Genomic DNA, 25,048 nt, shown 5'->3' with positions numbered 1-25,048 from the left:
AAGCCCCCTTGCCGGGGCTTGAGGCGAGGGCGGCAGCCCGAGGGTGAGGGGGCTTGGACAGAGGAGCTCCATCCTGAGACACCCCCTCACCCTCGCTCACCTGCGTTCGCTTGCTTCGCCCGCCGCTCCGCGGGCGAAGCCCTCTCCCCGCCCGCGGGGAGAGATGGCGCTCACGCATCGATCGTCTCGTCGCCGAAGATCGCCACGGCGCGGCGTCCGCCCCGGGCGATGCCGCGATACATGCCCGGCGTGTTGTGGGGCATCACGGCCTCGCCCCGGGCATCGAGCGCGATGAAGCCGCCGGTGCCGCCGAGGGCGGCAAGCTCGTCGAGGACCTGGGCTGAGGCCTGCGGGAGCGGCATCCCGGCGAGCTCCACGAGGCAGGCCAGGCGATGGCCGAGCACGAGGCGCATGAAGGTCTCGCCGTGGCCGGTGCCCGAATAGGCGATGGTGCGGTCGTCGGCATAGGTGCCGGCGCCGAGCACCGGCGTGTCGCCGACCCGGCCGGGCCATTGGTTGGCGCGCCCGCCCGTGGAGGTGGCCGCGGCGAGGTGCCCTGCCGAGTCGAGCGCCACCGCGCCCACCGTGCCGTGCCGGTCGCGCTCGGAGGCCCCGCTCTCGCCCCGCTCGGCAGCCTGGACGCGCTCCAGCGCCGCCTGACGCTCAGGGGTGAAGAACCACCATTCGGGCACGATCTCGAGGCCGATGGAGCGGGCGAAGGCTTCCGCCCCGTCGGCCGTGAGGTGGACGTGGGGCGAGCGCTCCATCACGGCGCGGGCGGCAAGGATGGGGGAGCGGATGCGCTTCGTCGCCGAGACGGCGCCGGCGCGCCGCTCCGCCCCGTCCATCACCGAGGCGTCGTGCTCGATCGTGCCCTCGCAGGTGAGGGCCGCGCCGCGCCCGGCGTTGAACAGGGGCGATTCCTCCATGACGCGCACGGAGGCGATCACGGCGTCCAGCGCCGGGCCGCCGGCATCGAGCACGGCCTGGCCCGCCGCCAGCGCCTCGTCGAGGGCGGACCGCAGCGCCGCCTCGTGCTCAGGGGTCGACTTGCCGCGCTCGATCGCGCCGGCGCCGCCATGGATGAGAAGGGTAGGGGGCATGGGCACCTTCTCCCCTCCCCCTTGTGGGGAGGGGCCGGGGGTGGGGGTCGGAAAGTCGGAGCGGGGGATGGGGAGCTGGAGCGCGCAGGCCGTTACAGCCCTATCTTGGACCGACGGCGGATGGCGTCCCGACCCCCACCCCTAACCCCTCCCCGCAAGGGGGAGGGGGATGGGCGGTCTCACTTCTTCGGCGGGACCACGTCCATGGCGAGCACCTCCTCGTCGACGCGGATGAGCTTCGGCTCGACCTTGTCCTTGCGGAAGGCGGTGGCGGAGGAGACCGCGACGAGGGGAAGCGAGATGCGCTCCTGCATGAACAGGGCTCCAGCATCCTCCAGGAGCTTGCGGCGCTTGGCCTCGTCCACCTCGACCGCCGCGTCCTGGAGGAGCTTGTCGAGATTGGCGTTGGAATAGCCGCGCCAGTTGAAGGCGCCCATCTTGAGCTCCTTGTTGTTGGTGTGGCCGAGCGAGGAGAGCGTGTAGGAGGCCTCGCCCGTGATCGTGCCCCAGCCGGACATCACCAGCGAATAGTCGCCGCGGGTGCGGGCGGGGAAGAGCACGGCGCCGGGCTGGCCGTTGGCGTTCACCTCGATGCCGACGCGGGCCAGCATCTGCGCCACCGCCGTCCCCACCGCTCGGTCGCCGGGCAGGCGGTCGTTGGTGAAATTGAAGGTGACCTTGAAGCCGTTGGGGTAGCCGGCTTCCTGGAGGAGCTGGCGGGCGCGCTGGAGGTTGGGCTTCAGCTCGGGCAGGGACTTGTTGTAGCCGAAGGTGTTGGAGGTCACCATCTGGTTCACGGGGCGCCCGAGCCCCTCCATGGCGATCTCGGCGAGCGCCGGGCGGTCGATGGCGAGGTCCACCGCCTCGCGCACCTTCGCCTCGCGGAAGGGGTTCGCCGGCAGGGCCGAGCCGTCCTTGGCCGAGACCTGGGGCGACTTCTCTCGGAAGTCGAATTCCATGTTGAACACGTAGACCGTGTCGCCCTTCACCACGTTGAGCGAGGACTCGCGCTGGAGGGTGGCGATGTCGGCGGCGGGGATGCGCACCGCGAGGTCGACCTGGCCGGCGCGCAGCTGCGCCACGCGGGCGGCGTCGTTGGGCAGCTCCTTGCGGGTGACGCGGGCCCAAGGCTGCTTCTCGCCCCACCAGCCGTCGAAGCGCTCGACGACGAAGGATTCCTTGGGCGTCCACGACACGAACTTATAGGGGCCCGTGCCGATCGCCGCCTTGCCATTGTTGAACGCCTCGTTGGCGGTCTCCTTGGTGAGGCCGGCGGCGGCCTTGTGGGAGACGATGAAGAGGCGAATGAAGTCATAGGGAAGCGCAGGCGCCGGCCCGTCGGTCTTCACCTGTATGATGTGCGGATCGACGATCGTCACGTCCTTGACGCGCCGCACGTAGATCGTCGTCGGGTTCGGGCCCGAGACGGTGGGGATGCGCTCGATGGAGAACTTCACGTCCTCGGCGGTGAAGTCCGAGCCGTCATGGAATTTCACGCCCTTGCGGAGCTTGAACTCCCAGGTGGTCGGATCGATCTGGCGCCAGGACTCGGCGAGGCGCGGCTCGATCTGGAGCTGGTCGCCGGACCAGACCAGGGTATCGAACACGTGCTTGAGCGCCTCGGCATGGGTGCCAGTCGCCGTGAAGTGCGGGTCGATGGACTCAGGACCCGCGCGCGTGCCGATGGTGAGGTTCTGGGCGAGCGCGCTTGTGGAGAGCAGCGCGACGGCTGCGGCCGCCAGGGACAGGCGCCGCAGGTTTGGGGCGAAATTCATGGCCGATTGGTCCTCTCTGGGCAGATGCGGTCCTGTTCTTGCGCATTTCCGCAGCTTGCCCCGGGAGTTTATGTGCGATTAACCTGAGGGCACAACCTCGTTGTCGGTGGGAATCGGCCCATGCGGCGTGCGTTCAACGCCTCGGTGTAAGCGATTCAACTTCCGGGAAATCTTCGCCCCGCATGCTCGGCTTCATCATCCAACGGTTGCTGCAGGCCGGCCTCGTCATGCTGGTCATGTCGGCGCTCGTCTTTGTGGGCGTGTTCGCCATCGGCAACCCGATCGACGTCATCATCTCGCCCGACGCCACGCAGGACATCCGCGCCCGCGCCATCGCGGCCTACGGCCTCGACCGGCCGATCTGGGAGCAATATGCGGGGTTCCTCGGCCGCCTCCTCCAGGGCGACCTGGGACGGTCCTTCGTGTTCAACATGAACGTCACGGACCTGATCTTCAGCCGCCTGCCGGCGACGCTGGAGCTCACCCTCGTGGCGGTGCTCGGCGCGACCTTCATCGGCGTGCCGCTGGGGATCTACGCGGGCTACCGGCCCGACAGCCCGGTCTCCAAGGGGATCATGGCAGTCTCGGTGCTCGGCTTCTCGGTGCCGACCTTCTGGATCGGCCTCCTCCTCATCCTCACCTTCGCGGTATGGCTCGGCTGGCTGCCGGCGGGGAGCCGGGGGCCGACGGTGGAGGTGTTCGGGGTGGGCTGGAGCTTCCTGACGCCCGAGGGGTGGAAGCACCTGCTGCTGCCGGCGCTCAACCTCTCGCTCTTCAAGTTCGCCATGATGGTGCGGCTCTCGCGCGCCGGCACCCGGGAGATCATGCTCACCGACACCGTGCGCTTCGCCCGCGCCGCCGGCCTCTCCGAGTGGACGATCCTGCGCCACCACGTCCTCAAGCTGATCTCGATCCCCATCGTCACGGTGTTCGGCCTCGAGTTCGGCTCGACGCTGGCCTTCGCCGTGGTGACGGAGACGATCTTCTCCTGGCCTGGGGTGGGCAAGCTCATCATCGACTCGATCAACTCCCTCGACCGCCCGGTGATGGTGGCCTACCTCATCCTCGTCGCGGCGCTTTTCGTCACCATCAACCTCCTCGTTGACCTCACCTACGCGCTGCTCGACCCGCGCCTGCGGCGGAAGGGGGCGTGATGGGGATGCGCGCGACGTTCTCCCCTCTCCCAGGGGGAGAGGGGAGGGAGCACACCCCATGACCCCCACCGACACCACCCTCACGTCACAGGATCCCGTGACGCTCCCGGCGCCCGAGGCCGCGCCGGCCCCCGTGCCGCCCCCGGTCTCGCCGCTGCGCGCCTTCTGGGCCGAGTACCGCGAGAGCTGGATCGCGGTGATCGCGCTCGCCGTCGTCGTGCTCGTGGTGCTCGCAGCCCTGCTCGCGCCGTGGATCACGCCGCAGGATCCCTACGACATCGCGAACCTGAGCCTCATGGATGCGCGCCGGCCGCCGGGCTATGTCGGGGCCGAGGGCTACACCCATTGGCTCGGCACCGACGCCAACGGGCGCGACCTGCTATCGGCCATCCTCTACGGGTTGCGCATCTCGCTGCAGATGGGTCTCGTCGCGGGCCTCGTGGCGCTGTCCGTCGGGACGACGCTGGGCCTCGTTGCGGCCCATTCAGGCGGGCGGATCGAGACGGCGATCATGCGGATCGTCGACCTCCAGCTCTCGTTCCCCGCGATCCTTCTGGCGCTCGTGCTCGTCGCCATGCTGGGCCAGGGCAAGGGGCAGCTCATCGCGGCGTTGGTCGCGGCGCAATACGCGTACTTTGCCCGCACGGCCTACGGCGCGGCGGCGGCGGAGCGGCGCAAGGACTATGTGGAGGCGGCCCATTCGGTGCCGCTGTCGGCGCGCCGCATCGTGTTTCGCCACATCCTGCCCAACATCATGCCGCCCCTCATCGTGGTGGCGACCGTGCAGATCGCGAACTCGATCGCGCTCGAGGCGACTCTCTCGTTCCTGGGGCTCGGCCTCCCCGTGACCGAGCCGTCGCTCGGCATGCTGATCTCCAACGGCTTCCAGTACATGATGTCGGGCCGCTACTGGATCTCGATCTATCCGGGCATCGCCCTCATCATCCTCATCGTCGCCATCAACCTCGTCGGCGACCAGATCCGCGACCAGCTGAACCCGAGGCTGAAGCGATGAGGGGCGCGCATTCTCCCCTCCCCCGCCCAAGTCGGGTGTTCCCGACTTGGGCACCGACCTGCCCATCCCGGCAACAGCCGGGATGGGTGGGGAGGGGTTGGGGGTGGGGGTCGGGACGCGAGAGGTCCCGGTGCAGAAATGGGCTGTACGCGCGTGCGTGCTCCCATTCGCTGACGAGGAACTCCGACTTTACGACCCCCACCCCTAACCCCTCCCCGCAAGGGGGAGGGGGATCGCGAGGTCTTGCATGACCGAACCCCTCCTCCAGGTCCGCGACCTCCACACCCACTTCTTCACCCGGGCGGGCGAGGTGAAGGCGGTGAACGGGGTGTCGTTTTCGGTCGATCGCGGGAGGGTGCTCGGCCTTGTCGGCGAATCCGGCTCGGGCAAGTCGGTCACGGGCTACTCGATCCTGGGCCTCATCGACCCGCCGGGCCGGATCGTCTCGGGCTCGATCCGCTTCGAGGGCCGCGAGCTCGTCGGCCTCGATCCGGACGAGCTGCGGGCGCTGCGGGGGCGCCGGATCGCCATGGTGTTCCAGGACGCCACCGCGACCCTCAACCCGGTGCTGACCGTCGGGCGCCAAATGACGCTCGCCATCAGGGCGCACGAGCGCGCATCCGACCGCGCCGCCCGCGATCTCGCCCTCGACGTGCTGAAAAAGGTCGGCATCCCCGATCCGGCCTCGCGGCTGAACACCTATCCGCACGAGCTCTCCGGCGGCATGCGCCAGCGCGTCGCCATCGCGGTGGCGCTGCTGCACCGCCCGGCGCTCATCGTCGCCGACGAGCCCACCACCGCGCTCGACGTCTCGGTCCAGGCCCAGATCATCTTCGAGATGCGCGACCTCGTGCGCAGCCTCGGCACCGCGATGATCTGGATCACGCACGATCTCGCCACCGTCTCGAGCCTCGCGGACGACGTGCTCGTCATGTATGCGGGCCGCATGGTCGAGGCCGGCCCCACCCGCGTGACCCTGCGGGCGCCGCGCCATCCCTACACGGCGGGGCTCTTGGCGAGCGTGCCGAGCCGCAACCCGAAGGGCGTGGACCTGCCGCAGATCCCAGGCTCGACGCCCTCGCTCCTGCGCCTGCCGCCGGGCTGCCCGTTCCAGCCCCGCTGCCCCCGCGCCACCCCCGTCTGCCGCGAGGATCCGCCGCGCGTGGTGGATTCGGGGCGCGAGGCGCTCTGCCATCATCCCCTGCCTCCAGCCTCCCAGGCCGCCGCATGAGCGATCCCCATCTGGTCATCGACCGCGTCTCCAAGCGCTTCGACCCCCGCGTGACCCTCGGCGACCGCATCGCGGCGCGGCTCGGCGCCCGGGTCGAGCTGCGGGGCGTCCAGGCGGTGCGGGACGTGTCGCTGGCCATCGCGCCGGGCGAGACCCTCGGGCTCGTCGGCGAGTCGGGCTGCGGGAAGTCGACGCTCGGGCGCATGGCGGCTGGGATCATGGCGCCGACCTCCGGCACCGTGCGGCTCGAGGGCAGGCCCGTGATGTCGCCCGGGGGCACCAAGCTCACCACCCGGGTCCAGACGGTATTCCAGGACCCCTTCGCCTCCCTCAACCCCCGCATGAGCGTGGGCGAGATCCTGGCCGAGGGGCCCGTCGCCCACGGCCTTACCACGCGGGAGAACGCGCGCGACTACGTGGCGGGCTGGCTCGACCGGGTCGGGCTCGACCGTTCCTATGTCGGCCGCTTCCCGCACCAGTTCTCCGGCGGCCAGCGCCAGCGCATCGCCATCGCCCGGGCGCTCGCCATGCAGCCCGACGTGCTCGTCTGCGACGAGCCCGTGGCCTCCCTCGACGTGTCGATCCAGGCGCAGATCATCAACCTGTTCCTGAAATTGCGGCGGGAGCTGGGGCTCACCTACCTCTTCATCAGCCACGATCTCGGCGTGGTGCGCCACATCTCGGACCGGGTCGCGATCATGTATCTCGGCCGCATCGTCGAGATCGGCACGGCGGACGCGCTCTACGCCGATCCGCGCCACCCCTACACCCAGGCCCTCCTCGCGAGCGTGCCCCGCCTCATGACCGAGGACGCGGTGGGCGCGGAGTTCGCCCCCATCGCGGGCGAGATCCCCTCGCCCCTGGCGCCGCCCCCGGGCTGCCCCTTCCACACCCGCTGCCCGGCGGCGGGGCCGCGCTGCGTGGCCGAGATGCCGGACCTCGTGCCCACGGGCGCCCAGCGCGTCGCTTGCCACCTCTACACGGGCGGCGTGGAGCTCGCGGCATGACGTTGCGCGCGCTCCGGGCCGAGATCGCGGCCGTCAACGATCTCCTGTGCGCCTCCTCCGTGCTGGTGTGGGACTCCCGCACGATGATGCCGAAGGGCGGGGCCGCCGCGCGCGGCCACCAGATCGCGGCTCTGATCGAGGCCGCCCGCGCCCGCCTTATGGGCCCTGCTACCGCCCGCGCCCTGGAGGGCGCGCTTCGCGAGGTCGAGAGCCTGCCGGAGGACGATGCGGCCGTGCGGGAGGTCGGGGCGGTGCGCGACGCGCTCGCCTTCCATGCCCGCATCCCGGCCGACCTCCTGCGGGCCAAGGCGGAGCTGCGGGCCGCCGCGAACGGCGCCTGGATCGAGGCGCGGGCTTTGAGCCGCTTCGACCTCTTCGAGCCCTATCTCACCCGCACCGTCGCGCTGGCCCGCGAATACGCAGCGGCCATCGGCGGGGGAGGGCACCCCTACGACGCCCTGATCGGGCTCTACGAGCCCGGCGAGACCGTGGCGAGCCTCGAGACCCTGTTCGCCGCCCTGCGCGAGGGCATCCGCCCGCTGCTGGAGCGCGCAGCCGCGCGGCCCGCGCCCCGTCTCGACGTGCTGCGCCGCTCCTTCCCGGCGGAGCGTCAGCGAGATTTCGCGGCGGCGATCGCCGCGCGCTTTGGCTACGACTTCGATCGGGGCCGCCTCGATTTCACGGTCCACCCCTTCGAGATCTCGTTCACCCGCGCCGACGTGCGCCTTACCCTGCGCCGCGCCGAGACCTTCGACCCGCCCGCGATCTTCGGCGGCTTCCACGAGGCGGGGCACGGGCTCTACGAGCAGAACGTGGACGAGGCCTATACCCGGACGGCGCTCGCCACCGACCTCGTCGGGTTCTACGCGGTGGGCGGCACGAGCTTCGGGGCGCACGAGTCGCAGTCGCGCCTGTGGGAGAACCATGTCGGGCGCTCCCCCGCCTTCTGGGCCCGCCACTTCGCCGATCTCCAGGCGGCCTTCCCCGACGCGCTCGGCGACATCGACGCGGACGCCTTCCACGCGGCGATCACGCATGTGCGCCCGGGCGCGATCCGCACGGACGCGGACGAGCTCACCTACGACCTCCACATCATGCTGCGCGTCGAGCTGGAGGCGCGGCTGATCGCCGGAGAGATCGAGGCGCGCGACATCCCCGAGGCGTGGAACGCCGCCATGCGGCGCGACCTCGGCGTCGCCGTCGCCTCGGACGCCATGGGTTGCCTGCAGGACATCCATTGGTCGTCCGGGATGATCGGCTCGTTCTGCACCTATACGATCGGCAACGTCATGGCGGCGCAGCTTTTCGTGAGCGCGATGGGGGATCCGGGGGTGCGGGACGGCCTGGAGGCGGGCGACTACGCGCCCCTGCACCACTGGCTGCGCGAGAGGGTGTGGCGCCATGGCCGGCGCTTCTCCCGCGACGAGCTTTTGGTTCGCGCCACGGGCCGGGCCCTCGACCCTGCGCCCTACCTCGCCCACCTTGCGGCCCGTTACGGCGCCTGATCGTCCCGCGTCGGGCGAAGCCGCGCCCGCAGCCACAGGGCGCACGACAGGGCCATCAGGCCGAGCGGCAGCACGATGGCGAGGACGACCTCCGCCGCGACCGCGCCCGCAAGCGCGCTCGTGACGACGACGAGCGCGCCCTCCAAGGCCCCGTTCCCCATCGCCTCCATGAGCCCGAAGGCGGCGCCGGCTGCGGCCGTCCCGGCCAGGATCAAGCTTTTGCGGCGGGTGAACAGGAGGAGCAGCGCGGGCAGGAGCACGATCACGGGATTGGTGACCGTTCCGAGGAACTGAAGCGCCAGCTCGGACCACATCGGGCCGTGGTAGAGGGTTTCGCCCCGGGGCGCCAGGGAGGGGAAATGCTGGGGGTCCGGCGCGGCGCCTAGAGGTTCAGGGCGGGAAGGGCCTTGGCGTCGCCGTGGCGGCCCATGTCGAGGCCGTATTGGCGCGCCTCCTCCTCGGTGAGCTCGCGCAGCGTCACCGCGCTCGCCTCGCCGCCCGCGGCCCGGGCCGCCACCAGCTCGGCGTCGCGCTCGCCCGTCGCCACCACGACGAGGGGGTAGGCGCCCGCATCGTCGCCGGGCATCGTGACCTGAACGCCGAAAGCCCTGTTCATGCCTGCGCTCCTCAAGCCTCGCGTCGAAGGAGACGCGCGAGGGGCAGCCCGCGTTCCGCCGAGGGGCAGAGCCCCTAGAGCGGGCGGCGAAGAGGGCTATATGTGAGGCGCCCCCTTCCGGAGATGCCCATGCTGTCCTTCATCAGCTCGCTTCTGTCCCGCCTCTCGGGCGGCGCGTCGGCGCCCGCCGCGCCCGCCTTCGACGCCGTCGAGTACAAGGGCTACCGCCTGCGGCCCGATCCCTATCCGGGCAAGGGTGGGTTCCAGACGGCGGGGATCATCGAGAAGGAGATCGCGGGCGAGACGAAGCAGCACCGCTTCGTGCGGGCCGAGACGCATCCGAGCCAGGACGACGCGGCCAACTTCGCCCTCGTGAAGGCGCGCCAGATCGTGGACGAGCAGGGCGACCGGATCTTCGACGGCGGCTAGGGGCGGTGGACGCGTGGTGCGTGCTTCGAGGCTCGCCTTCGGCTCGCGCCTCGGCATGAGGGGGGTGGAGGAGCCCTCGTCCCACCCTCCAACCTCGTTCTGAGGCGCCCTGCGAAGCAGGGCTTCGACGGGCGCTCCAGGGATCTCCGGACGGCTGTGGCCGCGGTCCGTGGCCGAGCAGCTCGGCGCCGGAGCGGGGGTTTCACGGCTCTCATCACATCGTCCGCATCCGTGTCTTCGGCGCAACATCCCTCCGGATCGGCGCTTTCGCCGGCCTATCCGGCCCTCTTGCACCAATGCGGCCACAATCGCATGATGAAAGACGGCTCGAACAAGGGACCAGGACCACGGACGCGAGACGCGTCGGCTCATGCACCGATGCGCCCGTCCGTGTTTCGACCGCCGACGTCCGACCCTCCCGGCTGGCGCGGCGGAACTCGACCTGCTATCGACCGGCGCCCGCGCGCACCTGGGGAACCGACTGCCATGCCTCGCACCACCCGTCTCCTGATCGTCTGCGCCACCCTGGCCGGCGCCGCCTTCGCGGCCTCCGCCGCCATGGCACAGAACAGCGGATGCGCCGACGGCCAGGAGATCCTCGCGAAGCGCCGCGGCCTTATCGAGCGCCTCAACACGCTCAACAAGAACAAGAAGATGGACCCGCGCTCGGCCTGCAAGACGTTCGGGGACCTCGTGAGCAACGGCAACACCGCGATCAAGTGGATGGAGACCAACAAGGATTGGTGCCAGGTCCCGGCCAACCTGATCGACGGCATGAAGGCCGACAACGACCGGGCCACGAAGTTCCGCACCCAGGCATGCCAGGCGGCCAGCAAGGTCGCCGAGATGGAGCGCCGCGCCAAGCAGCAGCAGCAGAGCGGCGGCGGCGGGCTTCTGGGCGGAGACGGCCTGACGGGCACCATGCGCATGCCCAAGGGCGCCCTCTAGCCTGACCCCCGATCCCGCGCCGATGCCAGCCGGAGCCCGCGACCGTTCCCTCCCGGACGCGCCGCGCGGCAACCTCGTCGACCAATTGGCCCCCGCCGCCGCGCGGCCTTTCCTGCGCCTGGCGCGCATCGACCGCCCCATCGGCTGGTGGCTTCTCCTCCTGCCCTGCTGGTGGTCCGCGGCGCTCGCCGCCATCGCGGCCGGGCGGGCCTATCCCGATCCCTTCCATTGCGCGCTCTTCCTCGTCGGCGCCGTTGCCATGCGGGGCGCCGGGTCGACCTACAACGACCTCGTCGACCGGGACCTCGACGGGCGCGTCGAGCGCACCCGCAACCGCCCGCTGCCCTCCGGGCAGGTGAGCGTCCGGGCGGCGATCGCGTTCGTCCTGCTCCAGTGCCTCGTGGGGCTGCTGGTTCTCGTCCAGTTCAACGCCTTCGCCATCGCGGCGGGCTTCGCGTCGGTGGGCATCGTGCTGCTCTACCCGTTCATGAAGCGGGTGTTCTGGATGCCGCAGATCGTGCTGGGGCTCGCCTTCGCCTGGGGCGGGCTCATGGGCTGGGCGGCCTTGTTCGGCTCGCTCGCGGCCGCCCCCGTGCTCCTCTACCTCGCGGCCGTGGCGTGGACCGTGGGCTACGACACGATCTACGCGCTCCAGGACATCGAGGACGACGAGGTGGCGGGCATCAAGTCGTCCGCCCGCCTGTTCGGCGCCCGGGTGCGCGGCGGCGTGGCGGCCTGCTACGGCCTGACCCTGGGGCTGCTTGCCGCCGCCCTGTGGCTCGCGGGCGCGGGCCTCCCGGCGCTGCTGGGCCTTGCGGCCTTCGGGGCGCATCTCGCCTGGCAGGTGGCGCGCCTCGGCCCGGCCGACGGGCGCATGGCGCTGCGCCTCTTCCGCTCCAACCGCGATGCCGGGCTGATCCTCTTCGCCGCGCTGGCGCTGGACGCCTGGGTCTAGGCGCGGTCGGGCGCGGGGCGGGCCGCGAAGGTCATGCGCGCCGGGTTGTGCCCCATGTTGCGCGGCCGGCGCTCGGCCGTGAAGCCGGCGCGCTCCAGGATGCCGAGCATGCCCGATTCCGTGTATTGCGACAGGCCGAGGCGGCTGCGCAGGGTCCTGTAGTCGGAGAGCGCGGTGCGCACGAGGCCGACCCCCGCCGCGACGACGAAGCCGCCCTGCCAGGCAAACCGCATGAGCGCCGCCGCGTCGGTCAGCGGGCTCACGTCGGGCGGGATCACGTCGGCGAGGACGAGGTGGCCCGCGGGCTTGAGCTTGGCGCGCCACAGCCGGAGCGAGGCGTCGAGCTCGGCCCGGCTCAAATATTGCACGACGGAGTTCGACACGACGAGGTCGAGGGAGGCGTCCGGCAGGTCGCCGACGCCCTCGGGCGAGACCACCTGGATGTTGGGGACCTCGCGGAAGCGCTCGTTGAGGCGGTCGCGCACGAGCGGCGCGGCATCGCAGAGGAAGAGCTTGCCGCAGGCCGCTGCGACCCGGTCGGCGTCCGTCGCCTCGCCGCAGCCATGGTCGAGCACCACCGCGTCGGGGGAGGGGATCAGGGCGGCGATGTCGCGCGCGACGCCGCGATAGTGCAGCGTCTTGTGGCGCTCGTTGGCGTAGATCGGCGTGTCCTGATTCCAGAAGTCGCGCCAGGTGCTCAAGACGGGGATCCTCCGGGGACGGCAGCCGGCGCACCTGACCAGGAGGGGCGCGGGCCCGTCAAGCCGGATCGCGTCAGCGCACCTGGATGCGCTTCAGATAGGCCAGGATGTCGTCCACCTCCTCGGGCGTGAAGGTGAACTCGGGCATCTGGATGCCCTCGTGGTTGACGGTGATCCCCTCGGCCAGAGCCTCCTGGAGGTTCTCGAGCGGGTAGCGCCGGGCAAGCTCGCGAAAGCGGGGTGCTGTCGCAACAGTGCTGTCGCCGGTGCGGCCCACGGCATGGCAGGGCGCGCAATTCGTCTGGACCAGGGTTTCGCCCCGCCCGGCATCCGCCGCTTGCGCCCCGGCGCCCGCCGCCAGCAGGCCCAGGGCCGCGAGGAGCGCGCGCATCAGAAGGCGAGGCGCAGGGCCGCGACGGCCCGGTCGATGGCGAGATAGAACATCAGGAAGCCCACGGCGCCGGCGACCGCGAACTCCGCCACGAGATGGCCGCGCAGGCGCGTCGCGAACAGCATGTCGCGGGCCAGCAGCACCGCCACCCAGGCCACCGTCATGAGCAGCGGGAAGCCGAAGAGATAGGACCAGGTGCTCTCGACCTTGTAGGACGAGGGATCGATCAGGAAGGCGAGGTTGCGCACCCACGGAGCGTGGAAGCCCGCATAGAGGGCGGTGGCCCAGGCGAGCACGGTCGCGGCGCCGAAATGAAGGATGAAAGCTTTGTGCAGCCGCACGAATTCTGCGGCCGTCTGATCGGTGCGCACCATGATGGAACCCCCACGATTCGTTTTGGTTATAGTACTCGGCTTCAACTGGGGTTCGGTTAGCCCGATTTGGGCGGGGCGCGCAACAGGGCGACTACTGAGGCGGTTCGTCCTTCAAGCTTTGCCTTAATGGCGGGATGCGGAGCCGCGGCGGTTTCGATCCGTTCAACGCTCGCCCGCGCCGGATGCGCGGGCGAAACACTCTCGCCTCGGCGGGCGCTCGTTCAGCGCGCGGCCTTGGCGCCGTCCATCAGCTTCACGAACCGCGCGAAGAGATAATGGCTGTCGCGCGGGCCGGGCGACGCCTCGGGGTGGTACTGGACGGAGAAGGCCGGGCGGTCGTTGAGCTGGATGCCGCAATTCGACCCGTCGAAGAGGGAGACGTGCGTCTCCTCCGCGTTGCCCGGCAGCGTCGCGGGATCGACCGCGAAGCCGTGGTTCATGGACACGATCTCGACCTTGCCGGTGGTCTTGTCCTTCACCGGATGGTTCGCGCCGTGGTGGCCCTGGTGCATCTTCATGGTGCGGGCGCCCACCGCGAGGCTCAGCATCTGGTGGCCGAGGCAGATGCCGAAGGTCGGCACCTTGCGGTCGAGAAGCTCGCGGATCACGGGGACGGCATATTCGCCCGTGGCGGCCGGGTCGCCGGGGCCGTTGGAGAGGAACACGCCGTCGGGCTCCAGGGCGAGGATGTCCTCGAGGCCCGCGGTCGCGGGCACCACGGTGACCTTGCAGCCGGCATCGGTGAGAAGGCGCAGGATGTTGCGCTTCACGCCGTAATCGATCGCCACCACGTGGTGGGTCGAGGCGCTGCGCCGGCCATAGCCCTGGCCGATGGCCCAGGAGGTCTCGTCCCAGTCGTAGCGTTGGGAGCCCGTCACCATCGGGACGAGATCGAGCCCCGCCATGGAGGGCAGGGCGGCGGCGCGCGCCTTCAGGGCCTCGATGTCGAAGCGGCCCTCGGGGTCGTGGGCGATGACGGCGTTAGGCATGCCGCGGTCGCGGATGAGGGCGGTGAGGGCGCGGGTGTCGACGCCCGAGAGGCCGACGATGCCCCGGCTCTTGAGCCAGGCGTCGAGGTCGCGCGAGGCGCGCCAGTTCGACGGATCGGTGATGGGCGCCGCGAGGATCGTGCCGCGCACGCCCGACGAGCCCGCGAGATTGACGGTCTCCACGTCCTCCTCGTTGGTGCCGACATTGCCGATGTGGGGGAAGGTGAAGGTGATGATCTGCCCGGCATAGGACGGGTCGGTCAGGATCTCCTGGTAGCCCGTCATGGCGGTGTTGAAGCAGACCTCGCCGTCCGCCTCGCCCACCGCGCCGATGCCGTAGCCCTCGAGGACGGTGCCGTCCTGGAGCACGACCACGGCGGTCGCGCGCGGCTCTTCCCAGCCGGGGGCAGCCCCCTTGGCGTGATCTTGCAGCATGGCCCTGATCCGTTCTAAGTCCGGGCGACCGGCGGCCGACCCGTGAGGGGCCGCATGGCGGCCCGCGCTCTCGTCCGCGCTCACTTAAGGGCCCGCCCGCAAGCCGTCAATGAACCGGGAGACCACCATGTCGCTGCGCGAACGCTTCACCCAGGACCTGAAGGACGCCATGAAGGCCGGCGACAAGGGCAAGCTCGGCACCATCCGCCTCATGCAGGCCGCCTTGAAGGACAAGGACATCGAGGCCCGCGGCCTCGGCAAGGAGGCCACGAGCGACGAGGACATCATGAGCCTCCTCCAGAAGATGGTGAAGCAGCGCCAGGAATCGGCCGCCATCTACGAGCAGAACGGCCGCCCCGAGCTCGCCCAGACGGAAAAGGCCGAGATCGAGGTGATCCAGTCCTATCTCCCGAAGCCCCTCGACGAGGCCGAGACCCGCGCCGCCATCCAGGCCGCCATCGCCGACACCGGCGCCGCGTCCATGAAGGACATGGGCAAGGTCGTGGGCGCGCTGCGGGGGCAGTATGCGGGCCGGATGGATTTCGCGAAGGCGAGCGCCCTCGTGAAGGAGATGCTGCCGAAGGGGTGACCCGCGCTTCTCCCCTCTCCCCCTGGGAGAGGGGAGGCGGCTACGCCCCCGCCATCGCGTCCCTGAACTCCGGTACGTCGAGGGGCTGGCCATGGGCGTCGGCGAAGGCGACGTAGTCGAGCTTGAGCACCTCCTCGAACAGAGCCGGGCTCGCGATCGTCATGCGGCGGCCGCGGTCGAGCACCACGAGAGTGAAGCCGGCCCGCAGGGCGGGGCGCAGGATGTCGACGAGGGCGGAGCGCTTCCACACCTCGGGCTTCGCCGGATCGACGAAGAGCACGTAGGCCCGCTCGATCGGGTCGCGGTGGAAATAGGCGCCTGCTTCCAGCGGGTGGGGGATGCGGTTGCGGTCGGGGCCGTCGCCTTGCCGGGCCTGGAGATAGGCGCACGCATAGGCAAGGCAGGTCGCGGGCCGCTCAGGGGTCCCGAAGATCCCGCAGCCCGCGTTCTCGATGTGGCGGCAGGGCCGGTACATGGGCTTTTCCAGCGCCCCGATGTCGGGCAGGGTGCAGCAGAGCGTGCAGGTGCGGCAATGCGACACCCGCTCCCCCAGCATCTTCCGTCGCTTCGACTGACCCATCTCTGCCCCCGATCCGGCGCGGAAAATGGCCTCCTGCGTCCGACTTGTCCACAAGGCCCGCCCCTCGCGCGATCGCGGCCGGTCGGGTATTGTGCGACGCGATGCGTTACCCCCCCGACATCCTGGACGAGATCCGAGCGCGCCTGCCCGTGTCGAGCGTCGTGGGCCGGCGGGTGCGCCTGAAGCGGGCCGGCCGCGAGTGGAAGGGCCTGTCGCCCTTCCAGCCGGAGAAGACGCCCTCGTTCTACGTGAACGACCAGAAGGGCTTCTATCACTGCTTCTCGTCGGGCAAGCACGGCGACATCTTCACCTTCGTGATGGAGACGGAAGGGCTCACCTTCCCCGAGGCCGTGGAGCGGCTCGCGGGCGAGGCGGGCGTCGCGCTGCCCGCGCCGACGCCGAAGGCCCAGGAGGAGGCCCGCCGGCACCGGGACCTCTACGACGTCGTCGAGATGGCGGCCCGCTGGTTCGAGGGGCAGCTGCAGACCGCGCGGGGCAAGGCGGCCCGCGACTATCTCGACGCCCGCGCCATCCTGCCCAAGACCCAGGCCGAGTTCCGCATGGGTTTCGCGCCCGACGAGCGCACCGGCCTCGTCACGCATCTGCGCGGCCAGGGCATCACGGACGCGCAGCTCGTCGAGGCGGGGCTCGCGATCCGGCCCGACGACGGCCGCCCGATCTACGACCGCTTCCGCGGGCGCCTCATCATCCCGATCCAGGACCTCAAGGGGAAGGTGGTGGCCTTCGGCGGCCGCGCGCTCGCCGCCGACGCCCAGCCCAAATATCTCAACAGCCCCGAGACGGCCCTGTTCGAGAAGGGCAAGCTCGTCTTCAACGGCCACCGGGCCCGCGCGGCCGCCCACCAGGCCAAGACCGTGATCGTGGTGGAGGGCTATCTCGACGCCATCGCGGTGTCGCAGGCGGGGCTCAAGGCGGTGGTGGCGACGCTCGGCACCGCCTTCACCGAGGACCAGATCGCGGCGCTGTGGCGCTTCGCCTCCGAGCCCGTGATCTGCTTCGACGGCGACAAGGCGGGGCGCGCCGCGGCCTTCCGGGCGATCGACCGGATCGTGCCCGCGCTCAAGACCGGCTACACGTTCCGCTTCAGCTTCCTGCCCGCGGGCCAGGACCCCGACGACCTGATCCGCTCGGCGGGCCTGCCCGCCTTCCAGGCCGCCGTCGACGGCGCGCAGGCGTTCTGGGACGTGCTGTGGGGCCGGGAGGTCGAGACCGCGCGGCTCGACACGGCGGACGGGCAGGCGGTCTTCGAGAAGCGCATCAAGGAGCTCGTCGCCGCGATCCCCGACGAGACCCTGCGGCGCAGCTACGAATCGGTGGCGCGCGCCCAGCTCAAGGACTTCCTCTGGACCCTCAACCGCAGCAACGCCGTCGCGCGGCGCCGCGCTCCGGCCGCCGCCACGGCCGCGATCCCGCTGCCGGCCGATCTCACGGGCGGCGAGACGGGCCGCTTCCTGGGGCTCGAGCGGATCTTCCTCGGCATGTGCGTGCATTATCCGGCCCTGCTCGACGAGCGCCGTGAGCAGGTCGCGCAGCTGCGCTTCCGGGGCTTCGCCGAGCGGGTCCCCCATCACGACCTCGTGGGCGAGCTCCTGCGGGTGATGGGCGAGTACGAGGTGTCCGACCCGAGCATCTTCTTCGCCTGGGTGGCTGAGGAGTACCAGGACGCGCTGGAGAGCCTGCACGGGCGCGCCCGGACCCTGCCCGACGGGGCTCAGGCGCCCTGGGGGCATAATCTCTACGCCCGGTTCCCCGTGCTCCAGTTCGACCTGCCCGAGACCTTCCTGCGCGCCTGCTTCGAGAATTTCTACGAGCAGCTTTGGCTGCGCGACCTCAAGGAGGAGCAGGACGAGATCGAGGCGGCCCTCAACGAGGATCCCAGCGAGGCGCTGGAGCAGCGCTTCCTGGAGCTGCGCAAGACCATCCAGGAGGTGAAGGAGCGCAGCGCCCACGCCGAGCTGGAGCTTGCCGAGGAGGCGGCGCAGTACCGGGCGCCCGGCCTCCTCCCGTTCCGAATCGCGGCCGATCCGCGCGGCATGTCCGCGGCAAAAGTGCCGGCGCCGGGCCCCGTCGACCCGGCGGCCTCCTCGCCCGCCGCCTGATTCGCGCTCTAACGCGTTGCTCCGATTCGAAATTCCGCTCCCGCCAAGCTTGCGGCGGCTTGCATCGCGCGTCGCCTGCGCTACATAACCTGTTTCGGACGGCGGACCGTGCTGGCCGAGGACGAGACCAGGAAGCCGCTTCGGCGGCTCGTGAGGCTGAGGCCCGCTCGTCCCGCGACCAGGCGCCTGCGCCGGACGGCTGAGGGGACAGGGCTCGAATCGACGGCTGCGGAGGCGCAGCCGGGGCGATCGCGGCTGCGGCCGCGCGTTCTGAGTCGGTCGGTCCCGTTCCGGGGGATGGTTAACGGTTCGACAAGCGGACTTGGTGTCTGATCGCCTCAAACCGGGCCCGTGCGGCCGGGCCCGTGCCCGGATCATGCGTCCAGGCTTCATGCGACAGGCGAATGACGTTTGAGGCGCGGCGGAGCCGCGCGGAGTGGCGAGAATCCATGGCGACGAAGGCGACCGAACGCGACGAGACGGAAGCAGCTCCCGAGGCCCAGGCCGACGGCCCGCTCCTCGACCTGACGGATCAGGCCGTACGCAAGATGATCAAGGCCGCCAAGAAGCGCGGCTGGGTCACCCATGACGAGCTCAACGAGGTTCTGCCGCCGGAGGAGTTCACCTCCGACCAGATCGAGGACGTGTTCGCCCAGCTCTCGGAGATGGGGATCACCGTCGTCGATTCGGAGGAATCCGAGGAGGGCCAGGCCGAGGGCGGCGAAGCCGCGGCCGCCGACGGCGAGGACGATTCGGACGGCGAGGCCGAGCCCGCGCCCGCCCGCGCCGTCGCGGTTCGCCCCGAGACCACCAAGGAGCCCACCGACCGGACGGACGATCCGGTGCGCATGTACCTGCGCGAGATGGGGTCGGTGGAGCTGCTCTCCCGCGAGGGCGAGATCGCGATCGCCAAGCGCATCGAGGCCGGCCGCGAGGCGATGATCGCGGGGCTCTGCGAGAGCCCGCTCACCTTCCAGGCCATCATCATCTGGCGCGACGAGCTCGTCGAGGGCCGGGTGCTGCTTCGCGACATCATCGACCTCGAGGCGACCTATGCCGACCCGGAGGGCAAGGGCACGCCCGCCGAGGTGATGGGCGGCGAGACCGGCCTTGCCACGGGCGACGGCCTCGACGAGCCCGAGCCGCCGGTCCCGCCCGAGGGCGGGGACATGGACGACGACGACATGGAGAACAACGTCTCCCTGTCGGCCATGGAATCCGAGCTCAAGCCCCGGGTCCTGGAGACGTTCGACCGCATCGCCGACAACTACAAGAAGCTGCGCCGCCTCCAGGTGGAGCACGTGGAGCAGCGGCTCCAGAACAAGCAGCTCACCCCGGCCCAGGAGCGGAAATACAAGAAGCTCAAGGAGGAGATCGTCGCGGACGTGAAGTCCCTCTCCTTGAACGCCAACCGCATCGAGGCCCTGGTCGAGCAGCTCTACGACATCAACAAGCGGCTCATCTCGTATGAGGGCCGCCTGATGCGGCTCGCCGAGTCCTACGGCGTCGCCCGCGACGAGTTCCTGCGCCAGTACCAGGGCTCGGAGCTCGACCCGAAATGGGTGCTGCGCGTCTCGAAGCTCGGCGCGCGCGGCTGGCGCGACTTCGTGGCCAACGGCAAGGACGGCATCCACGACCTGCGCGAGAACATCCATACACTGGCAAGCGAGACCGGGCTCGAGATCCACGAGTTCCGCAAGATCGTCTCGATGGTGCAGAAGGGCGAGAAGGAGGCCCGCCAGGCCAAGAAGGAGATGATCGAGGCCAACCTGCGCCTCGTGATCTCCATCGCCAAGAAGTACACGAACCGCGGCCTGCAGTTCCTGGACCTGATCCAGGAGGGCAATATCGGCCTCATGAAGGCGGTGGACAAGTTCGAGTACCGGCGCGGTTACAAGTTCTCCACCTACGCCACGTGGTGGATCCGGCAGGCGATCACCCGCTCGATCGCCGACCAGGCCCGCACGATCCGCATCCCCGTGCACATGATCGAGACGATCAACAAGATCGTGCGCACCTCGCGCCAGATGCTCCACGAGATCGGCCGCGAGCCGACCCCGGAGGAGCTGGCCGAGAAGCTCGCCATGCCGCTCGAGAAGGTTCGCAAGGTCCTCAAGATCGCCAAGGAGCCGATCTCGCTCGAGACGCCCATCGGCGACGAGGAGGACTCCCACCTCGGCGACTTCATCGAGGACAAGAACGCGATCCTGCCCATCGACGCGGCGATCCAGTCGAACCTGCGCGAGACCACGACCCGCGTGCTCGCCTCGCTCACGCCCCGCGAGGAGCGCGTGCTGCGCATGCGCTTCGGCATCGGCATGAACACCGACCACACGCTCGAAGAGGTCGGCCAGCAGTTCTCGGTGACCCGCGAGCGCATCCGCCAGATCGAGGCGAAGGCGCTGAGGAAGCTGAAGCACCCGTCACGGTCGCGGAAGCTCAGGAGCTTCCTGGATAACTGATCCTGGACGATCCCGACGATCTCCATCTTCTTCGGCATCGTCATCCAGATGTACTGGCGCGATCACAACCCGCCGCATCTGCATGCCTTCTACCAGGGCCACGAGGCGCTGTTCGAGATCGAGACCGGCGAGGTGATCGCCGGCTCCCTGCCCGCCACCGCACGACGGATCGTGGGCGACTGAATTCAGCGAGAACGCGATCGGTTGATGGCCAATTGGGAACGTGGGAGGCTGAACGAGCCCTTCGAGCGGATCCCGGGAGCCGACGTCTGATGATCGCGCTTGTGAAGATCCTGCGTGTCGAGCCCCTGGGCGGCCACCGCCTGCGGGTCGCCTTTTCCGACGGCATGGTCGGTGATTACGATTTCGGCCCCGACCTCGCCGTCGGCGGCTCGATGATCGAGCCCCTGCGAGACCCGGCGTTCTTCGCGCGCGCCTTCATCGAGCTCGGGGCGCTGGCCTGGCCCAACGGCTACGACGTCGACCCGATCGCCCTCCATGCCGACATGCGGGAGGCCGGGCTCCTCCGACGCGGAGCCGACGCCGCGTGATCTGCGCCTCTCGCGGATGGGCGCGGGACCGGGGTTTCAGGGTTACACGCTCGAAGGTTCGCACCACCTCACTGCCGCGCTCCTGTCACCCCCGGGCTTGACCCGGGGACCCAGGTCCACATGTCGACTGGATGGCCGGGTCAGGCCCGGCCATGACAGGCAAAAGGGTTCGAGAGAGCTGGTCCAGCCTGGCCACCCTCACCACCAACCCCTCTCCTATCGGGAGAGGGGAGTCGCGCGCCGCCGGCGGCGTGTGCTAAGCACGGCCGTCCCTCACCACTGCGTCTTGCCATGGCCGACCGCAACCACATCGACGCCCCCTTTCCCCGCGGCGAGCTCACCGTGCGGCTCATCGCGATGCCGGCGGACACCAATGCCAACGGGGACATCTTCGGCGGCTGGGTGCTGTCGCAGATGGATCAGGCCGGGGGCATCGCGGGGGTCGAGCGGGCGCAGGGGCGCGTGGTGACGATCGCGCTGGAGGCCATGACCTTCATCCGGCCCGTGAAGGTGGGCGACGTGCTGTGCGTCTACACGCAGGTGGAGTCAGTGGGCCGCACCTCGATGAAGATCCATGTCGAGGCGTGGTCGCAGCGCTTTCGCACCAATGTGCGCGAGAAGGTCACGGACGCGACCTTCACCTTCGTCGCCATCGACGACGAGGGCCGTCCGCGCCCGATCCCCGTTCTGGAGGGGTAGCGGCTCGGGCCGTCTCGCGCCGCTGGGAACCCGCGACGGCCGCCCATGCGAAAAAGGCGGGCCGTTGAGGCCCGCCTTTCCCGGTTGCTCAGGCTCTGGCGAGCTTAGCGGACGACCTGCACGATGCGGCGCGAACGGGGGTCGACGAGCACCACCTGGTCGTTCACGACCGTGTAGCGATAGTCGCGCGCGCCGTACTGCTCGGGCACCTCGTAGTAGCGGACACCGTCGGCGGGGAGCACCGTGCCGACCGTGACCTCGTTCTGGTAGCGGTAGGACGGGACGTCCTGACGGACGACGTACTGGCGGAACTCCGGAGCCTGCTGGGCCGAGAGGCCGCCGGCGATCGCGCCGACCGCGCCGCCGACCACGGCGCCCACGGGGCCGCCGACGATGGCGCCGCCCACGGCACCCGTGGCCGCGCCGGCGGCAGCGCCGCCCTGGCCGTTCTGAGCGAAGGCCGCGCCGCTCATGGTGAGGGCAGCGGCGGCGGTGGCGGCAAGAAGAATGTGACGCATTGAGAATGTCTCCCTGGTTGTCGAGAGTCAGAACGATTCACGAATGCAGGGGTTCCCAACCATCCACAGGCGATTTCGGTCTCTTTCCTGCCCTGGAACAGGCCGACAGAGGCCCGAGAACCTGAAATCCCGCCATGCGCGCAGGTGCGCCGCGCAACGAAGACATGGGACTGGGGTCCGCAAGGAACGCGAATTGACCCACGATGCGGTCCAGGCGTCCAAATCTTGCGTTCGGCAACGCTGGATGGAGGCGCGTTTTTCGCGTAGGGCGGTCGGATCCGGAGGTCATCCATGCCCGATCCCACGCCCTCGTCCCACGACGCCGCCATCCGCCGCCTCATGGAAAGCCCCGCTTACGCGTCCATGATCGAGACCCTGAGGGCCGAGCACCAGCGCACGGTCGACGACATCGTCACGCTCACCGAGATCCCGTCGCCGCCCTTCGGCGAGGCGCCCCGGGCCGAGGCCTACCGCGCCATGCTGGAGAGCCACGGGCTCGCGGACGTGGAGGCGGACCGGGAGGGCAACGTGTTCGGGGTCCGCCGGGGCTCCGGCAACGGCGAGGTGGTGGTGCTCGCGGCCCATCTCGACACGGTGTTTCCCGCCGGCACGGACGTGCGGGTGCGCCGGGAGGGCACGCGGCTTCTCGCGCCCGGCGTCGGCGACGACACCCGCAGCCTCGCCGTGCTGCTCGCGTGGCTGCGGGCTATGGATGCGGCCGGCGTGAAGACCCAGGCCGACATCGTCGTCCTGGGCGATGTCGGCGAGGAGGGGCCGGGCGACCTGCGCGGGGTGCGCCGCTTCTTCGCCGAGAGCCGCTACCGCGACCGGGTGAGGGCCTTCGTCACGGTGGACGGGCCCGACATGGACACGCTCGTGACCGGCGGCATCGCCTCGCGGCGCTTTCGGGCGACCTTCCGGGGGCCGGGCGGGCACAGCCTCATGGATTTCGGCACGGTGAACCCGATGCATGCCCTGGCCCAGACCGTGCTGGAGCTGTCGCGGGTCGCGGTGCCGCGCACGCCCCGCACGACCCATGCCGCCACCGTGGTGTCGGGCGGCACCTCGGTGAACGCCATCCCGAACGCGGCCGCCCTGGAGGTCGACCTGCGCTCCGAGTCCATGGACGAGCTGGAGCGCCTCGACCGGCGCTTTCGCGCCATCGTGGCCGCGGCGGTGGAGGCCGAGAACCATGCCCGCTCGACGGCGAACGGGGCCGTCACGGTGGAGCTGACGATCATCGGCGACCGGCCGGGCGGGCAGGGGGACCGGGGCTCGGACCTCGTGCGCTTCGCGTTGGCCGGCATGCGGGCCCATGGCTTCGAGCCCGATCTCGTCACCTCGTCGACCGACGCCAACATCCCCTTGAGCCTCGGCATCCCGGCGATCCGCGTCGGCTCGGGCGGGCAGGGCGGGCGCTACCACTCCCTCGACGAATGGATCGACGTGGAGCCGGAGGCGAGCGTGCGCGGCATGGCGGCGGGCCTGGTGACGGCGCTTGCCGTGGCGGGCGTGGTCGAGGGCTGAACCGGGAGGGGCGGCGGCGCGTTCCTCCGCCGTCTCGTGCCGAGGAGCGCGCCCATGCTGACCCCCACCGACCTCGCCGCCCCGGCCCGCCTGCAATACCGGGCCGCCGACCTCTCGGACCCGCCTGCCGACGCCGACTGGGCCGCCTCCCAGAGCTTCGGTTCCTTACGCGAGGCGGTGCAATACGCGATGACCGAGGAGGCGCCTGCCGGCAAGGAGCCCTTCATCCGCGCCGACAGCGGCTACGTCCTCGATCCCACGACGCTGCAGGGGCTCTTCGAGAGCCTGCAGGGGCCATAAGAGCCGGGCTCGGGTCAGATGCCGCGTCGACGGCACCGCATCCCTGCGCCCGCAGGCTCCACGACAGGACGGCCTCACCGCCCATCCGTTACTCCGTGAACGGCTCGACCTGCACCCGGCGGCCGATCATGAAGGCGTCGGCGACGAGCCTGAAGGGGGCGGCGTCCACCTCCGAGGTGCCGGCATTGATGAGCTCGCCGAAGCGGGCGTACAGGCCCTCGTACTCGGCGGGCGGCTGCGCCACGACCTCGCGGCCGTCGACGGAAAGCCGGCTGCCGCCCTCGGCGAGGTGCAGGGTCTGTCCCGCCTCGGTCTCGACGACGATGTCCCAGATCTGCGGGCCGTCCTCGCGCCAGTCGAAATTCGCGCGCAGGTCCTCCTCGCCCCGTCCGGTCGAGAAGACGAGATCGGCCGCGATGGGCGCGTCGGCGTTCGCGGGAAAGCTCAGCGTCGCCGCCTGCACGAAGATCGGGTCGGGAAAAATCTTGGTCAGGATCGAGAGCCCGTTGATCCCGGGATCGAACACGCCGAAGCCGCCCGCCTCCCAGATCCAGGTCTGGCCCGGATGCCAGCGGCGCACGTCCTCGCGCCAGGTGATTGCAAGGCGCCGCACGCGCTGGCCCTGCAGGCGGCGGCGGGCCTCGTCGACGCCCGCATTGGCCTGGGAGTGCCAGGTGGTGAACAGAGTGAGGTTGGCCGCCGACGCCCGCCGGGCGAGGTCCTCCAGCTCGCTCAAGGTCGCGGCGGGAGGCTTCTCCAGCATCACGTGCTTGCCGGCGGCAAGCGCGTCGCGGGCGATGGCGTGGCGCACGTTCGGCGGGGTGCAGATCGCGACCGCGTCGAGATCGCCCATGGCGAGCATGTCGCGATAATCGCGGAAGATCCGGTCGAGGCCCGGCGGACCGGCGCCCCGGGTGCTCGAGACCGCCACGAGCACGAAGGCGTCGCCGCCCTTGATGACGGGGACGTGCTGGTCCTGGGCGATCTTGCCGTAGCCGACGATGCCGATGCGATGGGCGCGCATGACGTCCTTCCCCCTTCAGGAACGTGTCTGCCAAAGAGAAACCCTCCCCC

27 protein-coding genes are annotated in these 25,048 nt (G+C 70.3%); 16 read left to right on the top strand and 11 right to left on the bottom strand.

The window, feature by feature from the left end; all coding sequences use genetic code 11:
• Positions 1 to 170 precede the first annotated feature (170 nt).
• Both F0L46_RS05360 and F0L46_RS05355 read right to left on the bottom strand, forming a co-directional pair.
• The gene (locus F0L46_RS05360) at positions 171 to 1,103 is read right to left on the bottom strand and encodes an isoaspartyl peptidase/L-asparaginase family protein (protein ID WP_149816022.1); all 933 of its coding nucleotides are present in this window, start codon (positions 1,101 to 1,103) and stop codon (positions 171 to 173) included.
• A gap of 179 nt (positions 1,104 to 1,282) precedes the next feature.
• A complete protein-coding gene (locus tag F0L46_RS05355) occupies positions 1,283 to 2,878 on the bottom strand; it encodes an ABC transporter substrate-binding protein (RefSeq protein WP_149816021.1) in 1,596 nt (531 codons plus the stop codon).
• 182 nt (positions 2,879 to 3,060) lie between these two features.
• On the opposite strand from F0L46_RS05355, the gene F0L46_RS05350 reads away from it, so the two are divergent.
• The 5 genes from F0L46_RS05350 to F0L46_RS05330 all read left to right on the top strand — a co-directional run bounded on the left by F0L46_RS05350 (position 3,061) and on the right by F0L46_RS05330 (position 8,790).
• On the top strand, positions 3,061 to 4,032 hold the full coding sequence (locus tag F0L46_RS05350; RefSeq protein ID WP_149816020.1) for an ABC transporter permease: 972 nt from the start codon (positions 3,061 to 3,063) through the stop codon (positions 4,030 to 4,032).
• Positions 4,033 to 4,090: 58 nt separating this feature from the next.
• Positions 4,091 to 5,047 carry an ABC transporter permease gene (locus F0L46_RS05345; protein ID WP_149816019.1) on the top strand — a complete coding sequence of 319 codons (957 nt, stop codon included), beginning with the start codon at positions 4,091 to 4,093 and terminating at the stop codon, positions 5,045 to 5,047.
• A gap of 247 nt (positions 5,048 to 5,294) precedes the next feature.
• The gene (locus F0L46_RS05340; protein WP_149816018.1) at positions 5,295 to 6,278 is read left to right on the top strand and encodes an ABC transporter ATP-binding protein; all 984 of its coding nucleotides are present in this window, start codon (positions 5,295 to 5,297) and stop codon (positions 6,276 to 6,278) included.
• Entirely contained in the window at positions 6,275 to 7,285 is a 1,011-nt protein-coding gene (locus F0L46_RS05335; protein ID WP_149816017.1) for an ABC transporter ATP-binding protein, read from the top strand. The genes F0L46_RS05340 and F0L46_RS05335 overlap by 4 nt, the downstream gene beginning before the upstream one ends.
• Positions 7,282 to 8,790, top strand: a complete 1,509-nt coding sequence (locus tag F0L46_RS05330; protein ID WP_149816016.1) for a carboxypeptidase M32 — start codon at positions 7,282 to 7,284, stop codon at positions 8,788 to 8,790. Before F0L46_RS05335 ends, F0L46_RS05330 begins: the two co-directional genes overlap by 4 nt.
• Here the strand turns inward: F0L46_RS05330 and F0L46_RS05325 are convergent.
• Together F0L46_RS05325 and F0L46_RS05320 are read right to left on the bottom strand one after the other, a co-directional pair.
• Positions 8,778 to 9,104 (bottom strand): hypothetical protein, encoded by a 327-nt coding sequence (locus tag F0L46_RS05325; RefSeq protein ID WP_149816015.1) that lies wholly within the window; start codon positions 9,102 to 9,104, stop codon positions 8,778 to 8,780. The genes F0L46_RS05330 and F0L46_RS05325 overlap by 13 nt on opposite strands.
• Before the next feature lie 68 nt (positions 9,105 to 9,172).
• Positions 9,173 to 9,406 carry a hypothetical protein gene (locus tag F0L46_RS05320; RefSeq protein ID WP_149816014.1) on the bottom strand — a complete coding sequence of 78 codons (234 nt, stop codon included), beginning with the start codon at positions 9,404 to 9,406 and terminating at the stop codon, positions 9,173 to 9,175.
• Positions 9,407 to 9,535: 129 nt separating this feature from the next.
• On the opposite strand from F0L46_RS05320, the gene F0L46_RS05315 reads away from it, so the two are divergent.
• From F0L46_RS05315 to ubiA, 3 genes are all read left to right on the top strand, one after another.
• Complete coding sequence (locus tag F0L46_RS05315) at positions 9,536 to 9,835, top strand: HlyU family transcriptional regulator (protein ID WP_149816013.1); 300 nt, start codon at positions 9,536 to 9,538, stop codon at positions 9,833 to 9,835.
• Positions 9,836 to 10,321: 486 nt separating this feature from the next.
• On the top strand, positions 10,322 to 10,783 hold the full coding sequence (locus F0L46_RS05310) for a hypothetical protein (protein WP_149816012.1): 462 nt from the start codon (positions 10,322 to 10,324) through the stop codon (positions 10,781 to 10,783).
• A gap of 22 nt (positions 10,784 to 10,805) precedes the next feature.
• A complete protein-coding gene (gene ubiA, locus F0L46_RS05305) occupies positions 10,806 to 11,738 on the top strand; it encodes a 4-hydroxybenzoate octaprenyltransferase (protein WP_149816011.1) in 933 nt (310 codons plus the stop codon).
• Here the strand turns inward: ubiA and F0L46_RS05300 are convergent.
• The 4 genes from F0L46_RS05300 to carA form a co-directional block, all read right to left on the bottom strand.
• Positions 11,735 to 12,439, bottom strand: coding sequence for a class I SAM-dependent methyltransferase (locus F0L46_RS05300; RefSeq protein WP_149816010.1), 705 nt, complete (start codon positions 12,437 to 12,439; stop codon positions 11,735 to 11,737). The two genes, ubiA and F0L46_RS05300, sit on opposite strands and share 4 nt — an antisense overlap.
• A 73-nt stretch (positions 12,440 to 12,512) precedes the next feature.
• On the bottom strand, positions 12,513 to 12,830 hold the full coding sequence (locus tag F0L46_RS05295) for a c-type cytochrome (RefSeq protein WP_149816009.1): 318 nt from the start codon (positions 12,828 to 12,830) through the stop codon (positions 12,513 to 12,515).
• Positions 12,830 to 13,204, bottom strand: coding sequence for a hypothetical protein (locus tag F0L46_RS05290; RefSeq protein WP_149816008.1), 375 nt, complete (start codon positions 13,202 to 13,204; stop codon positions 12,830 to 12,832). Before F0L46_RS05290 ends, F0L46_RS05295 begins: the two co-directional genes overlap by 1 nt.
• A gap of 221 nt (positions 13,205 to 13,425) precedes the next feature.
• On the bottom strand, positions 13,426 to 14,628 hold the full coding sequence (gene carA, locus F0L46_RS05285) for a glutamine-hydrolyzing carbamoyl-phosphate synthase small subunit (protein ID WP_149816007.1): 1,203 nt from the start codon (positions 14,626 to 14,628) through the stop codon (positions 13,426 to 13,428).
• A gap of 127 nt (positions 14,629 to 14,755) precedes the next feature.
• On the opposite strand from carA, the gene F0L46_RS05280 reads away from it, so the two are divergent.
• Positions 14,756 to 15,217, top strand: coding sequence for a GatB/YqeY domain-containing protein (locus tag F0L46_RS05280; protein WP_149816006.1), 462 nt, complete (start codon positions 14,756 to 14,758; stop codon positions 15,215 to 15,217).
• A 40-nt stretch (positions 15,218 to 15,257) separates the two neighbouring features.
• Here F0L46_RS05280 and F0L46_RS05275 read toward each other — a convergent pair whose 3' ends face one another.
• Positions 15,258 to 15,797: a hypothetical protein gene (locus tag F0L46_RS05275; RefSeq protein ID WP_149816005.1), complete on the bottom strand. Its 540-nt coding sequence runs from the start codon at positions 15,795 to 15,797 to the stop codon at positions 15,258 to 15,260.
• Positions 15,798 to 15,898: 101 nt separating this feature from the next.
• On the opposite strand from F0L46_RS05275, the gene dnaG reads away from it, so the two are divergent.
• The 5 genes from dnaG (at position 15,899) to F0L46_RS05250 (ending at position 21,629) form a co-directional block, all read left to right on the top strand.
• Positions 15,899 to 17,917, top strand: a complete 2,019-nt coding sequence (gene dnaG / locus F0L46_RS05270) for a DNA primase (RefSeq protein ID WP_149816003.1) — start codon at positions 15,899 to 15,901, stop codon at positions 17,915 to 17,917.
• A 449-nt stretch (positions 17,918 to 18,366) separates the two neighbouring features.
• Positions 18,367 to 20,379 carry an RNA polymerase sigma factor RpoD gene (rpoD, locus tag F0L46_RS05265; protein ID WP_149816001.1) on the top strand — a complete coding sequence of 671 codons (2,013 nt, stop codon included), beginning with the start codon at positions 18,367 to 18,369 and terminating at the stop codon, positions 20,377 to 20,379.
• A gap of 9 nt (positions 20,380 to 20,388) precedes the next feature.
• Positions 20,389 to 20,562, top strand: a complete 174-nt coding sequence (locus tag F0L46_RS05260; RefSeq protein ID WP_149815999.1) for a DUF4160 domain-containing protein — start codon at positions 20,389 to 20,391, stop codon at positions 20,560 to 20,562.
• An 89-nt stretch (positions 20,563 to 20,651) separates the two neighbouring features.
• Complete coding sequence (locus tag F0L46_RS05255) at positions 20,652 to 20,930, top strand: DUF2442 domain-containing protein (RefSeq protein WP_149815997.1); 279 nt, start codon at positions 20,652 to 20,654, stop codon at positions 20,928 to 20,930.
• A gap of 291 nt (positions 20,931 to 21,221) precedes the next feature.
• Positions 21,222 to 21,629: an acyl-CoA thioesterase gene (locus tag F0L46_RS05250; RefSeq protein ID WP_149815996.1), complete on the top strand. Its 408-nt coding sequence runs from the start codon at positions 21,222 to 21,224 to the stop codon at positions 21,627 to 21,629.
• Positions 21,630 to 21,733: 104 nt separating this feature from the next.
• On the opposite strand, the gene F0L46_RS05245 is transcribed toward F0L46_RS05250, so the two are convergent.
• A complete protein-coding gene (locus tag F0L46_RS05245; RefSeq protein WP_149815994.1) occupies positions 21,734 to 22,147 on the bottom strand; it encodes a DUF1236 domain-containing protein in 414 nt (137 codons plus the stop codon).
• A 291-nt stretch (positions 22,148 to 22,438) separates the two neighbouring features.
• Here F0L46_RS05245 and F0L46_RS05240 point away from each other — a divergent pair, with 291 nt between their 5' ends.
• Positions 22,439 to 23,674 (top strand): M20/M25/M40 family metallo-hydrolase, encoded by a 1,236-nt coding sequence (locus F0L46_RS05240; protein WP_149815992.1) that lies wholly within the window; start codon positions 22,439 to 22,441, stop codon positions 23,672 to 23,674.
• Between the two features lie 54 nt (positions 23,675 to 23,728).
• Positions 23,729 to 23,974: a hypothetical protein gene (locus tag F0L46_RS05235; RefSeq protein WP_149815991.1), complete on the top strand. Its 246-nt coding sequence runs from the start codon at positions 23,729 to 23,731 to the stop codon at positions 23,972 to 23,974.
• An 88-nt stretch (positions 23,975 to 24,062) separates the two neighbouring features.
• Here the strand turns inward: F0L46_RS05235 and F0L46_RS05230 are convergent, their stop codons facing one another.
• Positions 24,063 to 24,998, bottom strand: a complete 936-nt coding sequence (locus F0L46_RS05230; protein ID WP_149815990.1) for a Gfo/Idh/MocA family protein — start codon at positions 24,996 to 24,998, stop codon at positions 24,063 to 24,065.
• Between the last annotated feature and the right edge of the window lie 50 nt (positions 24,999 to 25,048).

Source organism: Salinarimonas soli (genome assembly GCF_008386575.1).
Lineage (GTDB): Bacteria > Pseudomonadota > Alphaproteobacteria > Rhizobiales > Beijerinckiaceae > Salinarimonas_A > Salinarimonas_A soli.
This window is presented reverse-complemented; position numbering and strand designations above follow the sequence as displayed.

Bases quoted from the DNA above. Each gene is read 5' to 3' on its own strand.
- F0L46_RS05290 (WP_149816008.1), bottom strand. From the start codon at position 13,204: ATGGTGCGCACCGATCAGACGGCCGCAGAATTCGTGCGGCTGCACAAA.
- ubiA (WP_149816011.1), top strand. From the start codon at position 10,806: ATGCCAGCCGGAGCCCGCGACCGTTCCCTCCCGGACGCGCCGCGCGGC.
- F0L46_RS05345 (WP_149816019.1), top strand. From the start codon at position 4,091: ATGACCCCCACCGACACCACCCTCACGTCACAGGATCCCGTGACGCTC.
- F0L46_RS05350 (WP_149816020.1), top strand. From the start codon at position 3,061: ATGCTCGGCTTCATCATCCAACGGTTGCTGCAGGCCGGCCTCGTCATG.
- F0L46_RS05230 (WP_149815990.1), bottom strand. From the start codon at position 24,998: ATGCGCGCCCATCGCATCGGCATCGTCGGCTACGGCAAGATCGCCCAG.
- F0L46_RS05250 (WP_149815996.1), top strand. From the start codon at position 21,222: ATGGCCGACCGCAACCACATCGACGCCCCCTTTCCCCGCGGCGAGCTC.
- F0L46_RS05335 (WP_149816017.1), top strand. From the start codon at position 6,275: ATGAGCGATCCCCATCTGGTCATCGACCGCGTCTCCAAGCGCTTCGAC.
- F0L46_RS05295 (WP_149816009.1), bottom strand. From the start codon at position 12,830: ATGCGCGCGCTCCTCGCGGCCCTGGGCCTGCTGGCGGCGGGCGCCGGG.
- F0L46_RS05240 (WP_149815992.1), top strand. From the start codon at position 22,439: ATGCCCGATCCCACGCCCTCGTCCCACGACGCCGCCATCCGCCGCCTC.
- F0L46_RS05355 (WP_149816021.1), bottom strand. From the start codon at position 2,878: ATGAATTTCGCCCCAAACCTGCGGCGCCTGTCCCTGGCGGCCGCAGCC.
- F0L46_RS05340 (WP_149816018.1), top strand. From the start codon at position 5,295: ATGACCGAACCCCTCCTCCAGGTCCGCGACCTCCACACCCACTTCTTC.
- F0L46_RS05275 (WP_149816005.1), bottom strand. From the start codon at position 15,797: ATGGGTCAGTCGAAGCGACGGAAGATGCTGGGGGAGCGGGTGTCGCAT.
- F0L46_RS05330 (WP_149816016.1), top strand. From the start codon at position 7,282: ATGACGTTGCGCGCGCTCCGGGCCGAGATCGCGGCCGTCAACGATCTC.
- F0L46_RS05280 (WP_149816006.1), top strand. From the start codon at position 14,756: ATGTCGCTGCGCGAACGCTTCACCCAGGACCTGAAGGACGCCATGAAG.
- dnaG (WP_149816003.1), top strand. From the start codon at position 15,899: ATGCGTTACCCCCCCGACATCCTGGACGAGATCCGAGCGCGCCTGCCC.
- carA (WP_149816007.1), bottom strand. From the start codon at position 14,628: ATGCTGCAAGATCACGCCAAGGGGGCTGCCCCCGGCTGGGAAGAGCCG.
- F0L46_RS05320 (WP_149816014.1), bottom strand. From the start codon at position 9,406: ATGAACAGGGCTTTCGGCGTTCAGGTCACGATGCCCGGCGACGATGCG.
- F0L46_RS05310 (WP_149816012.1), top strand. From the start codon at position 10,322: ATGCCTCGCACCACCCGTCTCCTGATCGTCTGCGCCACCCTGGCCGGC.
- rpoD (WP_149816001.1), top strand. From the start codon at position 18,367: ATGGCGACGAAGGCGACCGAACGCGACGAGACGGAAGCAGCTCCCGAG.
- F0L46_RS05255 (WP_149815997.1), top strand. From the start codon at position 20,652: ATGATCGCGCTTGTGAAGATCCTGCGTGTCGAGCCCCTGGGCGGCCAC.
- F0L46_RS05325 (WP_149816015.1), bottom strand. From the start codon at position 9,104: ATGTGGTCCGAGCTGGCGCTTCAGTTCCTCGGAACGGTCACCAATCCC.
- F0L46_RS05315 (WP_149816013.1), top strand. From the start codon at position 9,536: ATGCTGTCCTTCATCAGCTCGCTTCTGTCCCGCCTCTCGGGCGGCGCG.
- F0L46_RS05235 (WP_149815991.1), top strand. From the start codon at position 23,729: ATGCTGACCCCCACCGACCTCGCCGCCCCGGCCCGCCTGCAATACCGG.
- F0L46_RS05360 (WP_149816022.1), bottom strand. From the start codon at position 1,103: ATGCCCCCTACCCTTCTCATCCATGGCGGCGCCGGCGCGATCGAGCGC.
- F0L46_RS05245 (WP_149815994.1), bottom strand. From the start codon at position 22,147: ATGCGTCACATTCTTCTTGCCGCCACCGCCGCCGCTGCCCTCACCATG.